Raw genomic sequence first — 13359 nt, 5'->3', positions numbered from 1 at the left:
TTGTCCCGGTGTCCGGAAGTGCGATACAACACAGCGCCGGTAGTGGGTGTCGATTCGCACGGGGCGGACGACGCGCACCGATCTTGCCGGTCCCACGGGGGAGGTGGGTGGATGACACGGGCACGTATGCCCCGGCCGCACGAGGTGGCCGCCGCACGACGAGATCCGCGACTGCTGCGGGCGTTGCGGGAGCGGCGACAGGACGAGGCGTGGCGCACCAGGGGAACATGCCAGAACGTCGACCCGGAAACGTTCTTTCCGGCGCCGAACGAACCGGCCGACGCGGCAGTCGCGTTGTGCCGCAGCTGTGACGTGCAGGGCTCCTGCCTGGCGTGGGCGCTGGACGTGGGCGATCTGCACGGCGTCTGGGGCGGCACCACCCCACGCGAGCGGCGGGCGATGCTGGTCGCCTGGCGCGACGAGGTGCTACCGGATCCGGAGGCCGCCGGCGAGGCGGGCCCACCGGTCCGGGACCGGCTGCTCACCCTGGTGCCGCTGAGCTGACCGGCGACTGAACCGGTCGCGGCCGGCCCCCCATCTCGGCGGGCCGGCCGCCCGTCGTGCCTGCGACACCGCAGAATGGGCCGGTGCCGCAGGACGACGAGCTCCCCACCCCGCGCGGGCCCGCCCGGGTCGACACCGACCTGCCGGCGGGTGCGCCGAGCGCCCTGCTGGTGCTCGGCCACGGCGCGGGCGGTGACGTCGACGCCCCGGACCTGCGTGCGCTCCGGGACGCGGCGGTCGACGCCGGGCTGGTGGTGGCCCGGGTTACCCAGCCGTACCGCGTCGCCGGCCGGCGCGCGCCGGCTCCGGCGGGCCACCTCGACGAGGCGTGGACGGCCGTGCTCGCCGTGCTGCGGCAGCGGCACCCCGGCGTACCCCTGCTGGTGGGTGGACGCTCCAGCGGCGCGCGGGTGGCGTGCCGCACCGCGGCGGCGGTGGGCGTCGCCGGGATCGTGGCGCTGGCGTTCCCACTGCATCCGCCCGGCCGCCCGGAGCGGTCGAGGGCGGCGGAGTTGGCGACCGGCCTGCCCACCCTCGTGGTCAACGGCGACCGCGACCCGTTCGGGGTGCCGGAGCCGGGGCCGGGGGTGCGCGTGGTGACCCGTCCGGGGGAGCGGCACGACCTGCGGGGCGACCCGGCCGGTACGGCCGCGGCGGTGTGCGACTGGCTGCGCGGGCAGGGCTGGGCGCGACGCTGAGCCGGGCGGCGGACGCCGTGGCGGGCCGTGTCCGGTGGCGGCGGCGGGTCGTTGCATCGGATGGCGCCGGACGCCCGGTTCGGGCGGGCGGCGCCGGTCCTCCCAGGCCCTTCCTGGTCCCAGCGTCGGCCCGCTGCCGGCGCCGGGACCAGGAACGGGGGAGGCCAGCGGAATGCCCCACCCCGTCGGGGGCGTTGCACCCCCCGGACGACATTTCTGGCGAGGGGGGAGACCGGTGCCGACCGAGACACGGGCCCGGGAACGGGACGAGCGGGGAGCGCGGCAGCTCCGACGGCTGCTGGGCGGCCCGGACTGGCCCGCGGTGGTGCCGCCGGTCGGCCCGGCGGCGGTGCGCACGACCACGGTGAGCACGAGCACACCCGCCGGAAGTGAATCTGCGGGCACGTCCGGGCGCGTATCCTCGGCGGGACAGCATCCGACGCGAGGGGATGTGCGGTTGACCACCGAGAAGACGGACGAGCGCAGGGCCCGCTTCGAGCGGGACGCGATGCCCTTCGTCGATCAGCTCTACGCTGCCGGGCTGCGGATGACCCGCAATCCGGCGGATGCCGAGGACCTGGTCCAGGAGACCTACCTGAAGGCGTACGCGGCCTTCCACCAGTTCGAGCAGGGCACGAACCTGAAGGCCTGGCTCTACCGGATCCTGACCAACACCTACATCAACTCCTACCGCAAGCGGCAGCGCCAGCCCATCCAGGCGCCGACCGAGGAGATCACCGACTGGCAGCTCGCCGAGGCCGAGTCGCACACCTCCAGCGGCCTGCGTTCGGCCGAGACCGAGGCGCTGGACCGGCTGCCGGACAGCGACGTCAAGGAGGCCCTCCAGCAGTTGCCGGAGGAGTTCCGCCTGGCCGTCTACCTCACCGACGTCGAAGGCTTCTCCTACAAGGAGGTCGCCGACATCATGGGCACGCCGATCGGCACGGTCATGTCGCGGCTGCACCGCGGCCGTCGTAATCTGCGCAAGCTGCTCGAGCAGTACGCCGCCGAGCGGGGCTTCACCGCCGCGGCGTCGAAGAAGGGCTCGACCGCTTCCGCCGGCCGGGAGGTCTGACATGAGCTGTGGGGATCCGCACGAGACGGACTGCCGAGAGGTCCTCGCGGAGGTCTACCTCTACCTGGATCTGGAGTGCGCCGAGGAACGGCGCGCGCTGATCCGCCACCACCTCGACGAGTGCGGGCCGTGCCTGCGCGAGTACGGCATCGAGCAGGAGGTGCGGGCGCTCGTCGCCCGCTGCTGCGGCAACGAGACCGCGCCCGACAAGCTGCGTGAGCGGCTGCGGCTGCGCCTGACCGAGCTGGTGGTCTTCGAGAGCACGGAGTCGAAGGAACTGGCCGACTGAGACCGGGCCGGTGAACGGCGGCCGACGGGGGTCGGCCGCCACGTGGACGGCGACAGCGGTGGCCCGGGTCGGGACGACCCGGGCCACCGGCGTTCGCGCTGACTGGTCGTGCCGGGCCGTGGGGCCCGGCCGCCGGTCAGGAGTTGGGGCGCTTGCCGTGGTTCGCGCCGCTCTTCTTACGGGCCTTCTTCTTACGGGCCTTCTTCGCCATGGTGACCTCCTCGTGATGGTCGGATCCCCCTGCGCACGAGCTCGGCGCCGGTGCACGCACCGGTCCTCCCGGCGCCGGGGTCCGACCCGCTGATGCTAGTGCGGCCGGCACCCGCCGTCGTCCGCCGGGGCCGCCGACCGTACGCCGCGCCGCACGACACGCCGCAGGCCGTGCCGCCCACCGGCCGGGACGCCCGGGCGGTCCGGCCCCGGAGTCGATCAACCATCCGCCCGGGCCGCTCCACGCCCGCCGGAGGCCGCCCGCATGATTGGATACGTCGGCAGGCAACCGCGAGAGGGAGGGCCCTGGACATGGCCGAGGAGATCCGCGCCGAGATGGTGGCGAACGTCTGGAAGGTCGTCGCGTCGGCCGGGGACACCGTGTCCGAGGGGGACACGCTGGTGATCCTGGAGTCGATGAAGATGGAGATCCCGGTCGTCGCCGAGTCCGACGGTGTCGTCAAGCAGCTCGCGGTCAACGAGGGCGACGTCGTGCAGGACGGTGACCTGATCGCGGTGATCGATTGACCGGCCTCTCGGTGCGCCGGGCCGGGCCGGACGACTTCCCGGCGGTGGCCCGGCTGACGGTCGCCGCGTACGAGGCGGACGGCCAGCTCAAGGGCGAACACGGCTACGCCGCCGTGCTCGCCGACGTGGCGGCCCGGGCCGTCGACGGCGAGGTGCTGGTCGCCGTCGACGACGCCACCGGCGCGCCGCTCGGGTCGGTGACCTTCGTCCTGCCCGGCACCCGCTACGCCGAGCTGTCCCGGGCGGGCGAGGCGGAGTTCCGGATGCTGGCGGTCGACCCGGCCGCGCAGGGGCGGGGCGTCGGCGCGGCGCTGGTCGAGGCCTGCGTGTCGCGGGCGGCCGAGCTGGGCTGTTCCGCCGTGGTGATCTGCGTACGCAGCGGCTTCGCCGCCTCCGCCCAGCGGCTCTACGAGCGTCGCGGTTTCGTGCGGACGCCGGAGCTGGACTGGGAGCCCCTGGACGGGGTGCGACTGCTCGGCCTCCGGCTGGAACTCGGCGGCTCCTGAGGCACCGCCGGCGACGGCTCAGCGGCGCCTGAGGAGCCGCCAGAGGCGGCCCAGGCGGGAGGAACGCGGTCGGGGGACCGGGCGGGTGGCCGTCAGCGTGGCGGCCAGGGCCGCCGTCTGCGGGTCCAGGGCCGGGCTGGCCAGGGACAGGTGGGCGAGGGACGGCGCGATGGGCACCGGGCGGGTCCGGGCGACCGCTGCGGCGTCGGCCAGCCGCTCGGTCACCACCCGGGCCACCTCGGGGCGTACGGCCGGATCGACCCAGGCGGCGGTGACCAGGGCGAACAGGGCCGCCTCGGTGACCCAGTCCTCGACGCCCCAGACCAGGTCCAGCAGCACCTGGCGCCGGGTCGACTCCGCCCACGGCTCGTCGGTGCGGTGGTGCAGCAGGCCCAGGCACGCCCACACCTGCACGCAGCGCACCCAGAGCGAGGGGTCCTGCCCGAGTACCCGGCCCAGCGCGGTCGGCGGCGCCTCCGGCGGGTGCGCCAGCAGGCCGAGCAGGTCGTCCAGTTCCAGGGTGGCCAGGCCCACCGCCGTGTCGTACGCGGCCGGCGGGTGCGGCCACGCCGGGTGGGCGAGCTGCCGCAGCCGCGCGGCCGCCTCCGCCGAGGGCGCCGGCACGGCGGGCACGACCGTCGCGCCGTCGTGCCGCCAGAGCTGCCGGGCGCCCGTCCGCCGGGGCTCGCGCGGGTCGGGTTCCGGCACGCCGGTGACCTCGATCCGCAGCCCGGGCGCGGCCGTCGCGGCCGTACGCAGCGCGCTGGGCGGCGCGGGCGAGTCCAGCCGTACGGTGCCGAGGCCGGCCCGCTCGTCGGTGACGGCCAGGCGCAGCGCCTCCACCACCGGCCCGGTCGCCGGGGTGACCTGCCCGAGCCAGGGCCGCCCCCGGCAGCTCTCCGCCAGGTCGCCGTGCTCGTGGGTGTCGTCGGGATGCTCCCGGACGAAGTCGGCGAGCGCGACCAGGTGTGCCACGTCGCCGTCACGCTGGTGCCGCAGCCGGTGCGCCGTGTGCACGGCGCACTCGAAGGAGGGGTCCCGGGCCAGCGCCCGCTCGATCCACTCCAGCGCCTCGTCGAGCCGCCCGTTGTCGGCGAGGGTGCCGGCGATGTCGGCGTAGACGGTCAGGTCGTCGGGGTCGTGCGCGACGGCCCGACCGAGCGCGGCCAGCGCCTCGCGGGTGCGCCCGGCGCTGCGGTACGCGTACCCGAGCCACACCTCGCCGATCTTCGACGGCTCCGCGCGTACGCCCCGGGCGGCCCAGCGGATCGCCAGGTCGACCTCGCCGACCCGCCTGGCCAGCGCGGACGCCGCGCCCAGCAGCAGGCCGTGCTCGGGGTGGACGGTGACCGCGTTGCGGGCCAGCGCCAGGTACGGGGTCAGGGCGGCCCGGTCGGCCCTGGGCACGGGGTCGGACACGGCGGCGCAGACCTGCATCAGGATCCGGGCGGTCCGGTCCGGTTCGAGGCGCTCGGCGAGTTGCGGGGTGGTCACCCACGGCACCGCGGCCCAGCCCGTCCCCGGTGCGTGGCCGGTCGCCGCGACCAGCAGGTCGAGCCCTTCCGCGGGCCGGCCGGCGGCGGCGAGCAGGTGGGCGCGGGCCACCACGGCACCGACGAAGGCGTGGCCCTGGAGCGGGAAGAGGTCGACGCCGCCCGTGCCGTCGGCGGCGGCGAGCCGGGCGAGGGTCTCGTGCACCTCGGGCAGGGTCGGGGCCTGGGCCAGCGCGGCGGCGACGTGACCGGCGGCGTGTCTCAGATCGCCGTCGTCCATGGCGAGGCGGGCCAGGGCAAGTTCCTCCGCCGCGGGCAGCGACCGGTCGTCCTCGGGCACGTGGTCCTCTCGCTCGTCGGGCTCCGGTGGGCCGGGCAAGCCTAGGTGATGTTGCGGTGAGATGGTGATCATCTGCGCAGTACTGCTCGTTCGATTGCTCTGTCCAGCTCAAACGTGCAAGACTGAGCAGGAAACGCGCGGCAACCGCGCAGTGGGAGGAGTTTCCGTGACGCGTGCAGGGGCTGGCATGGCCGCCGACATCGACGAGCAGCCGGCGGGCTACGAGCGGTTGCTCTCCGCCGGGCACGCCGGGGCGATCGCCCGGGTGGCGGCGGTCATCGCGCAACGCCGTCCCCGGCACGTGGTCTTCACCGCCCGCGGCACCTCCGACCACGCCGCCCTCTACGGGGCGTACCTGACCGAGATCCGGCTCGGCCTGCCCGCCGGCCTCGCCTCGCCCAGCGTCGTCACCCTCTACGGCGCGACGCCGGACCTCTCCGACGCGCTGGTCGTCGGCGTCAGCCAGAGCGGCGGCTCGCCCGACCTCGCCGAGGTGCTGCGCACCGCCCGCGCCTCCGGCGCGCTGACCCTCGCGGTCACCAACGCGCCCGACTCCCGGCTGGCCGACGTCGCCGAGCTCAGCGTCGACATCGCCGCCGGGCACGAGCGCGCGGTGGCCGCCACCAAGACCTACACCGCCGAGCTGCTCGCCCTGCTGATGCTGGTCGAGGGCGTCCGGGCCGGCGACGGGGCGCTGCCCGCCGACGAACGCGAGGCGCTCGCCGCCCTGCCCGAGCTGGCCGCCCGCACCCTGGAGGACCCCACCCCGGCCCAGCTCGCGCCCCGCTACCGGTTCGCCGGCCAGCTCGTCACCACCGGTCGCGGGTACGCGTACCCGACCGCCCGCGAGGCCGCGCTGAAGCTGATGGAGACCTCCTACCTGCCGGCGCTGGCGTTCTCCGGCGCCGACCTGCTGCACGGCCCCCTCGCCATGACCGACCCGGACGTGCCGGTGCTCGCGGTGGTCGGCTCCGGGCCGGGTGGCCGGTCGATGGGCGAGGTGCTGCCCCGGCTCGGCGAGCGCCGCGCCGACGTGGTGGTGGTCGGCTCCGCCGACGTCGAGGGCGCCACCCGGATGGCCGTCCCCGAGGTCGACGAGCGGTACGCGCCGCTGCTGGACATCCTGCCGTTGCAGCGCCTGGCGCTGGCGCTGGCGCTCGCCCGGGGCGAGGACCCGGACGCGCCGCGTGGGCTGAAGAAGGTCACCGCGACGATGTGACGCCCGCCGTGGCACGCTGGTCGACGTGTCCACGCTGCGCGACCTCGCCGAGGAGCACACCCGCCTCCGTCCGGCCGACATCGACCACCTGCACCGGATCGCCGGCGACTGGCAGTTGCTGTCCGATCTGTCCTTCGCCGACCTGCTGCTCTGGGTGCCCGTCGACGGTGACGGTGCCTTCCTCTGCGTCGCCCAGGTCCGGCCGACGACCGCACCCACCGCGTACCTGGACGACCAGGTGGGGCGGATCGTCGGCGGGCCCGAGGTGGCGCACCTGGAGGTGGCCCACCGGCAGGGCCGGATCTGGCGGGAGGGCGACCCGGTCTGGTACGGCGACGTTCCGGCCCGGCACGAGGCGATCCCGGTGCGGCTGCGCACCACCGACGGCGAGGCCGGCGAGGTGATCGCCGTGGTGGGGCGGGACACCAACCTCTCCACCGCGCGTACGCCCAGCCAGCTGGAGCTGAACTACCTCACGACGGCCGACGACCTGGCCCAGATGATCGCCGACGGCACCTTCCCACCGCCGCGGCATCCGGGGGAGACCACCTCGGCCCCGCGCGTCGGCGACGGGCTGGTCCGGCTCGACGCCGGCGGCAAGGTCACCTACGCCAGCCCGAACGCGCAGTCGGCGTACCGGCGGCTGGGCTACGCCTCCCACCTGGTGGGCGAGGACCTGGCGGCGCTGCACCGTCGGCTGGCGAGCGACCCGCTGGAGGGCACGGACGCGGCGAACGGGATCCTCGCCGCGCTGCGCGGCGAGGCGCCGCCCCGCCGGGAGATCGACGCGCGCGGCGCGACCATGCTCACCCGGGCACTGCCGCTGATGCCCGCCGGGGTGCCGATCGGCGCGCTGGTGCTGGTCCGCGACATCACCGAGGTACGCCGCCGCGACCGCGCCCTGATCACCAAGGACGCCACCATCCGGGAGATCCACCACCGGGTGAAGAACAACCTGCAGACCGTCGCCGCCCTGCTGCGGCTCCAGGCCCGCCGGGTCTCCATGCCGGAGGCCCGGATCGCCCTGGAGGAGTCGGTACGCCGGGTCGCCTCCATCGCGCTGGTGCACGAGACCCTCTCCATGTCCAGCGACGAGGCGGTCGAGTTCGACGGCATCGTGGACCGGGTGGCCAGCGCCGCGACGGAGGTGGCCGCGACCGAGGCGACGGTGGGCATGCGGCGCGAGGGCAGCTTCGGCGTGCTGCCCGCCGAGGTCGCCACGTCGCTGGTGATGGTGCTCAACGAGCTGCTGCTCAACGCCGTCGAGCACGGCTTCCCACCGCCCGCCGAGCCCACCGACCAGGCGGGCCCCGGAGGCTTTGCCCCGGCGGAACCGGCGGCGGCCGGCGCGGAGGGACCGGAGGGGGCCGGCCTGGCGGGACCGGCGGCCGGCGCGGAGGGATCGGAGGGGGCCGGTCCGGCCGCGCCGGAGGTCGTGGTGTCGGCGCACCGGTTCCGCAAGATGCTGCACGTCTCGGTCACCGACAACGGGCGCGGGCTGCCGCCCGACTTCGACGCCGAGCGGGGCGGCAACCTCGGGTTGCAGATCGTCCGGGCGCTGGTCACCGGCGAGCTGCGCGGCACCATCGAGCTGCGCGACGGCGCGAAGGGCGGCACCGAGGCGACGCTCGTCGTCCCGCTGGCCCGCAACGAGAGCCGCTCCGCCGGCTGACCACCCGGCCCGCCGCCGAACGATCGAGCCCGCCCAGCCGAGCCGGCGACGGGGGACGGTCGCCGCCCTTGCGCTCGGCGGGTCAGCGGGTCAGGAGGGCGACGGTCACGCCCGGGCGGGGCCAGACCCGTTCGACGGTGAACCCGGCGCGCAGCGCGTCGCCCTTGGCGCCCGCGACGGCGGCCAGCGGGTCGTCGCGGCGGCCGGTCACCACCAGCCAGACCCGTTGCGTGCCAACCAGGCACTCGGCCGGGCGGGCGCACTCGGCGGCCCACAGGTCGCCCTGGCGGGCCTGGTCCTCGGTGACCAGCACGTCGCGGGGCCGCCGGTCGCCGAGGTGGTACGCCAGACCCAGGTCGAGGAAGAACCAGCTCCGGCGGGGGGAGAAGACGACCGCGTCGCCCGGCCGTTGACCGTCGGCGACGATCCGGGCCGCGCCCCGGTAGTCCACCGTCGCGCTGCGCGGCCACTCGTGCGTACGCCGCAGCGCCGCCTGGTCGGGCAGCCCGAGCAGCCCGGTCAGGGCGACGACGGCCAGCGCGGGCGGCAGCGGCACCGCAGCCAGCGCCGCCCCGGCGAGCAGGCAGCCGAAGGGCACCACGAAGACGAGGTAGCGGGGCACCCAGAGCGGTACGGCCAGCCCGGCGGCGAAGAGCAGCAGCACGGGCAGCAGCACGGCGAGCCCGGGCAGCAGCGCGCGCCGGCCGAGCGTGGCCGCGCCCAACGCCGCGAGGCCCACCAGCGCCCCGCCCACCACGCCGCTCTGCGTCACCCCGCCCGCGAGCGCGGCGAGGTCGTCGGGCCGGGCGGTGTCCACCCAGCCGAGTTGCCGGGCCCGCTGTGCCCTGGCGAGCAGCACCAGCGGCGCCACCAGCAGTACGGTCGGCAGCAGGGCGAGGACCCAGCGCAGCGGGCGGTTCGGTGGCCCCGTACGGCGGGTGGCGAGCACCGCCACCGCGTGCGCGGCGAGCAGCGTGAGCGCCACCAGGTGGGTGAGTCCGAGCGCGGCCACGGCGGCGGCGTACCCGGCCCAGCGCGTCCACCCCGGCCGGGCCGTCGCCTCGACCAGCAGCAGGGTGGCCAGCACGGCCAGGAGGGTGGCCAGCGCGTACGGGCGGGCCTCCTGGCCGTACCGCGAGGTGCCCGGGAGCACCGCGAGGAGCAGCCCGGCGAGCAGCCCGGCCCGGGTGCCGACCAGTCGCTGCCCGAGGACCGCCGTCAGCCCGGCCGTGGCGGCCATGGCCAGTGCGGCGGGCAGCCGCAGCGCGGTCACCGAGTCGCCGAAGAGGGCCACCCAGGCGTGCATGAACAGGTAGTAGGGGCTGGTGGCGGCGTCGATGGTGCCGGCGAGCCGGACGAGTTCGGCGGGCGAGCGGGTCGCCGCGCTCCAGGTGGCCAACTCGTCGCGCCACGGCTGCGCGTGGTCGATCCCGGTCAGTACGACGGCCAGCGTGACCAGGCTCGGTGCGATCCAGACCAGCCGGCCCACCCGATCCGGCCCGCCCGCCGCCTCGCGCACCGTCGGGACGCGCTCGCCGGGCGGGTCAGCGGAACCGGTCACGTACCGCAGCGTCACACAATCCGGACCTCCCGTGCGCCGATCCGGCGATCGGGCACGCGTGGCCGGAGAAGCCGGGACGGCGGTCTGGTTCATGAACCGTGACCGGCTGCGCCCGACCTCGGCGGCCGGCGGTGTAGTTCGCTGGTCTCGATACCACACAGGTATATTTATGCCGCAGAGGTATCAGCGTCCCGGGTGACAGCGCCCCCACGCGGCGACCGCCTGCGGCGGCGACGGTGACGCTTCCGGGCTGGCCCGTGATGTGGGATCCCGCACGCGTTCGTTGGCCGGCCCCCACCGGGTGTGGCAGCATGACTTTCATGACCGCCGCTGTCGTCCGCCGTCTCGTGGCCCGCCGCCACGTCGACTACGGCCGCGTGCGCAGCGCGATCTGTCCGGCCCACTGACGACGCCCGACCAATCTGTCTCGGGCGCGCCTCGCGCCGGCTGTCCCGACACCGTTGTCGCCAGCCCGTTCCGACGGGTCGGCCGCGCGCCTTGCGTGTCCCAGAGGCACCGCAGACAACGGAGGACGCCGCCATGGCGGTCAGCAGCATTCCGGCCCGGGCCGGGGACCCGACGTCTCCCCGACCGGCCCGGACCCCCCGCCGGCCCCGGGGGGAAGGTCAGTGGGCGCTCGGTCACCGCGAGCCGCTCAACCCCAACGAGCGGATCAAGAAGGACGACGACCCGCTGAACGTACGGGCGCGGATCGAGAACATCTACGCCCACCACGGGTTCGCCTCGATCGACCCGCAGGACCTGCGCGGCCGGTTCCGCTGGTGGGGCCTCTACACCCAGCGCAAGGCGGGCATCGACGGTGGCCGTACCGCCGTGCTGGAGCCGCACGAGCTGGAGGACGAGTTCTTCATGCTCCGCGTGCGGGTCGACGGGGGCGAGCTCAACCTGGCGCAGTTGCGGGTGGTCGCGGACATCTCCCGCGAGTTCGCCCGGGACACGGCCGACATCACCGACCGGCAGAACATCCAGTACCACTGGATCCGCGTCGAGGACATGCCGGAGATCTGGCGCCGGCTGGAGTCCGTCGGCCTCCAGACCACCGAGGCGTGCGGCGACTGCCCCCGGGTCGTGCTGGGCAGCCCGGTCGCCGGGGTGGCCCGCGACGAGCTGGTCGACCCGACGCCGGCCGTCGACGAGATCGTCCGCCGGTACGTGGGCGACAAGGCGTACTCCAACCTGCCGCGCAAGTTCAAGACCTCCATCTCCTGGCTGGTCGACACCCCGTACGAGGCGAACGACATCTCCTTCCTGGGGGTGGACCACCCGGACCACGGGCCGGGCTTCGACGTGTGGGTCGGCGGTGGCCTGTCCACGAACCCCATGCTGGCGCAGCGGCTCGGCGTCTGGGTGCCGCTCGACGAGGTGCCGGATGTCTGGGCGGGCGTGGTCGGCATCTTCCGCGACTACGGCTACCGCCGGCTGCGCAACCGTGCCCGGCTGAAGTTCCTGGTCGCCGACTGGGGTGTGGAGAAGTTCCGCGAGGTGCTGGAGAAGGAGTACCTGGGCCGCGCCCTGCTCGACGGCCCGGCCCCGCAGCTGCCCGACCGGCCGGTGGACCACATCGGGGTGCACCCGCAGCGCGACGGCCGCCACTGGGTGGGCGCCGCACCGGTGGTGGGCCGGGTCTCCGGCGGGCAGCTCGCCCGCCTGGCCGACGTCGTCGAGGCGCACGGCAGCGGGCGGGTGCGGCTCACCCCGTACCAGAAGCTGCTGGTGCTGGACGTGGCGCCGGAGCGGACCGACTCGCTGGTGCGCGAGCTGCGCGGCATCGGTCTGGAGGCGCGGCCGTCGGCCTGGCGGCGCGGCACCATGGCCTGCACGGGCATCGAGTACTGCAAGCTGGCCATCGTCGAGACCAAGGCGCGCGGCGAGGAGCTGGTGGCCCGGCTGGAGGAGCGGCTGCGCGACTTCGACGCCGACATCTCCATCCACCTCAACGGCTGCCCCAACGCCTGCGCCCGCACGCAGGTCGCCGACATCGGACTCAAGGGCCAGCTCGTGGTCGGGCCGGACGGCCGGCAGGTGGAGGGCTTCCAGGTGCACCTCGGCGGCGGGCTCGGCATGGCCGAGGGGCAGACGGCCGGGTTCGGCCGCAAGCTGCGCGGTCTGAAGACCACCGCCGAGGAGCTTCCGGCGTACGTGGAGCGGCTGGCCCGGCGTTACCTGGCCGGCCGGGAGGCGGGCGAGACGTTCGCCAACTGGGTGATCAGGGTCGACGAGGAGGAACTCCGATGAGCGAGACCCGTTCCGCGCCGCTGTACTGCCCGTACTGCGGCGAGGAGGACCTGCGGCCGAGCGAGGCCGGTCACGGCGCCTGGGAGTGCCACGCGTGCGCCCGGGTGTTCACGGTGAAGTTCACCGGCCTGCTCGGCAGGGCGGTGGCCCGGTGAGCGCGCGGCCGGGCGAGCGGCCCGGTCTCGTCTCCGCGACGGGCCTGAACCTGGTGGGCCCCGGTGCTCCCACGCCGGCCGACCCGGCCCGATCCGACCCGGCCCGATCCGGCCCGGCCGACCCGGCCCGGCGTGGCCCGGACGAGCTGCGTGCGTTGGCCGAGGCGGCCGGCCGGGAGCTGGAGGGCGCCCCCGCGCTGGAGATCGCCCGCTGGGCGGCCGAGACGTTCGGTGACCGGTTCTGCGTCACCAGCTCCATGGCCGACGCGGTCCTGGCGCACCTGGTCTCCCGGGTCGCCCCGGGCGTGGACGTGGTATTCCTCGACACCGGCCTGCACTTCCCGGAGACGCTCCGGGTCCGCGACGAGGTGGCCCGGACGCTGCCGGTGAACGTGCGCTCGATCCGGCCGAGGCTGACCGTGGGCCAGCAGGACGGCCAGTACGGCCCGCGCCTGTTCAACAAGGCGCCGGACGACTGCTGCCAGCTGCGCAAGGTGGAGCCGCTGGAGCGGGCGCTCGCCGGCTACGACGCCTGGGCCGCCGGGCTGCGCCGGGACGAGTCGCCGACCAGGGCGAACACGCCGGTGGTGACCTTCGACGCCCGCCGGGGCAAGGTCAAGGTAAACCCGATCGCGGCGTGGCGGCAGGCCGACGTGGACGCCTACGTCGCCCGCTGGAACGTGCCGGTCAACGAGCTGTTCCGGCAGGGCTACGGCTCGATCGGCTGCTGGCCCTGCACCCGCCGTACGAAGGCGGGGGAGGACCCCCGGGCGGGCCGCTGGGCCATGTTCGAGAAGACCGAGTGCGGACTGCACGTCTGACCGGGCCCACCCCGGTCCCTCCCGTGCCGCCG

The 13359-nt window shown here is 75.3% G+C and carries 14 protein-coding genes; 11 read left to right on the top strand and 3 right to left on the bottom strand.

Features of this window, described 5'->3' with window-relative positions:
• The first annotated feature begins 111 nt into the window (after positions 1 to 111).
• The 4 genes from CLT72_RS16650 (at position 112) to rsrA (ending at position 2566) form a co-directional block, all read left to right on the top strand.
• Positions 112 to 504 carry a WhiB family transcriptional regulator gene (locus CLT72_RS16650; protein WP_088998568.1) on the top strand — a complete coding sequence of 131 codons (393 nt, stop codon included), beginning with the start codon at positions 112 to 114 and terminating at the stop codon, positions 502 to 504.
• Between the two features lie 83 nt (positions 505 to 587).
• Positions 588 to 1202 carry an alpha/beta family hydrolase gene (locus tag CLT72_RS16645; RefSeq protein ID WP_101412626.1) on the top strand — a complete coding sequence of 205 codons (615 nt, stop codon included), beginning with the start codon at positions 588 to 590 and terminating at the stop codon, positions 1200 to 1202.
• 235 nt (positions 1203 to 1437) lie between these two features.
• Positions 1438 to 2277: a sigma-70 family RNA polymerase sigma factor gene (locus CLT72_RS16640; RefSeq protein ID WP_101412625.1), complete on the top strand. Its 840-nt coding sequence runs from the start codon at positions 1438 to 1440 to the stop codon at positions 2275 to 2277.
• A 1-nt stretch (position 2278) separates the two neighbouring features.
• On the top strand, positions 2279 to 2566 hold the full coding sequence (gene rsrA / locus CLT72_RS16635; RefSeq protein WP_088998571.1) for a mycothiol system anti-sigma-R factor: 288 nt from the start codon (positions 2279 to 2281) through the stop codon (positions 2564 to 2566).
• A gap of 136 nt (positions 2567 to 2702) precedes the next feature.
• Here rsrA and CLT72_RS32855 read toward each other — a convergent pair whose 3' ends face one another.
• A complete protein-coding gene (locus tag CLT72_RS32855; protein ID WP_369700219.1) occupies positions 2703 to 2777 on the bottom strand; it encodes a 50S ribosomal protein bL37 in 75 nt (24 codons plus the stop codon).
• A 305-nt stretch (positions 2778 to 3082) separates the two neighbouring features.
• On the opposite strand from CLT72_RS32855, the gene CLT72_RS16630 reads away from it, so the two are divergent.
• The gene (locus CLT72_RS16630; RefSeq protein ID WP_172896635.1) at positions 3083 to 3304 is read left to right on the top strand and encodes a biotin/lipoyl-binding carrier protein; all 222 of its coding nucleotides are present in this window, start codon (positions 3083 to 3085) and stop codon (positions 3302 to 3304) included.
• Positions 3301 to 3810 (top strand): GNAT family N-acetyltransferase, encoded by a 510-nt coding sequence (locus CLT72_RS16625; RefSeq protein WP_101412624.1) that lies wholly within the window; start codon positions 3301 to 3303, stop codon positions 3808 to 3810. Before CLT72_RS16630 ends, CLT72_RS16625 begins: the two co-directional genes overlap by 4 nt.
• A gap of 18 nt (positions 3811 to 3828) precedes the next feature.
• On the opposite strand, the gene CLT72_RS16620 is transcribed toward CLT72_RS16625, so the two are convergent.
• On the bottom strand, positions 3829 to 5643 hold the full coding sequence (locus CLT72_RS16620; protein ID WP_101412623.1) for a tetratricopeptide repeat protein: 1815 nt from the start codon (positions 5641 to 5643) through the stop codon (positions 3829 to 3831).
• A 187-nt stretch (positions 5644 to 5830) separates the two neighbouring features.
• On the opposite strand from CLT72_RS16620, the gene CLT72_RS16615 reads away from it, so the two are divergent.
• Complete coding sequence (locus CLT72_RS16615) at positions 5831 to 6862, top strand: SIS domain-containing protein (RefSeq protein ID WP_101412622.1); 1032 nt, start codon at positions 5831 to 5833, stop codon at positions 6860 to 6862.
• 25 nt (positions 6863 to 6887) lie between these two features.
• Positions 6888 to 8534 (top strand): histidine kinase N-terminal domain-containing protein, encoded by a 1647-nt coding sequence (locus tag CLT72_RS16610; protein WP_101412621.1) that lies wholly within the window; start codon positions 6888 to 6890, stop codon positions 8532 to 8534.
• Positions 8535 to 8616: 82 nt separating this feature from the next.
• Here CLT72_RS16610 and CLT72_RS16605 read toward each other — a convergent pair whose 3' ends face one another.
• The gene (locus tag CLT72_RS16605) at positions 8617 to 10023 is read right to left on the bottom strand and encodes a glycosyltransferase family 39 protein (RefSeq protein WP_486484381.1); all 1407 of its coding nucleotides are present in this window, start codon (positions 10021 to 10023) and stop codon (positions 8617 to 8619) included.
• Between the two features lie 612 nt (positions 10024 to 10635).
• Between CLT72_RS16605 and CLT72_RS16600 the strand changes: the two genes are divergently transcribed.
• From CLT72_RS16600 to CLT72_RS16595, 3 genes are read left to right on the top strand one after another with little or no spacing between them, the layout of a single operon-like run.
• On the top strand, positions 10636 to 12351 hold the full coding sequence (locus tag CLT72_RS16600; protein WP_101412619.1) for a nitrite/sulfite reductase: 1716 nt from the start codon (positions 10636 to 10638) through the stop codon (positions 12349 to 12351).
• A complete protein-coding gene (locus CLT72_RS32320; protein ID WP_121399684.1) occupies positions 12348 to 12506 on the top strand; it encodes an IS1 family transposase in 159 nt (52 codons plus the stop codon). The genes CLT72_RS16600 and CLT72_RS32320 overlap by 4 nt, the downstream gene beginning before the upstream one ends.
• A complete protein-coding gene (locus CLT72_RS16595; protein WP_199184585.1) occupies positions 12503 to 13327 on the top strand; it encodes a phosphoadenylyl-sulfate reductase in 825 nt (274 codons plus the stop codon). The genes CLT72_RS32320 and CLT72_RS16595 overlap by 4 nt, the downstream gene beginning before the upstream one ends.
• Positions 13328 to 13359: the final 32 nt, after the last annotated feature.

This window comes from Micromonospora sp. CNZ309 (genome assembly GCF_002846525.1).
Note: the sequence above shows the minus strand (reverse complement) of the source record. Positions and strands in the feature narration are given on the sequence as shown.

Excerpts from the sequence above, each read along its gene's own strand:
- CLT72_RS32320 (WP_121399684.1), top strand. The coding sequence starts at position 12,348 with ATGAGCGAGACCCGTTCCGCGCCGCTGTACTGCCCGTACTGCGGCGAG.
- CLT72_RS16600 (WP_101412619.1), top strand. The coding sequence starts at position 10,636 with ATGGCGGTCAGCAGCATTCCGGCCCGGGCCGGGGACCCGACGTCTCCC.
- CLT72_RS16615 (WP_101412622.1), top strand. The coding sequence starts at position 5,831 with ATGGCCGCCGACATCGACGAGCAGCCGGCGGGCTACGAGCGGTTGCTC.
- rsrA (WP_088998571.1), top strand. The coding sequence starts at position 2,279 with ATGAGCTGTGGGGATCCGCACGAGACGGACTGCCGAGAGGTCCTCGCG.
- CLT72_RS16650 (WP_088998568.1), top strand. The coding sequence starts at position 112 with ATGACACGGGCACGTATGCCCCGGCCGCACGAGGTGGCCGCCGCACGA.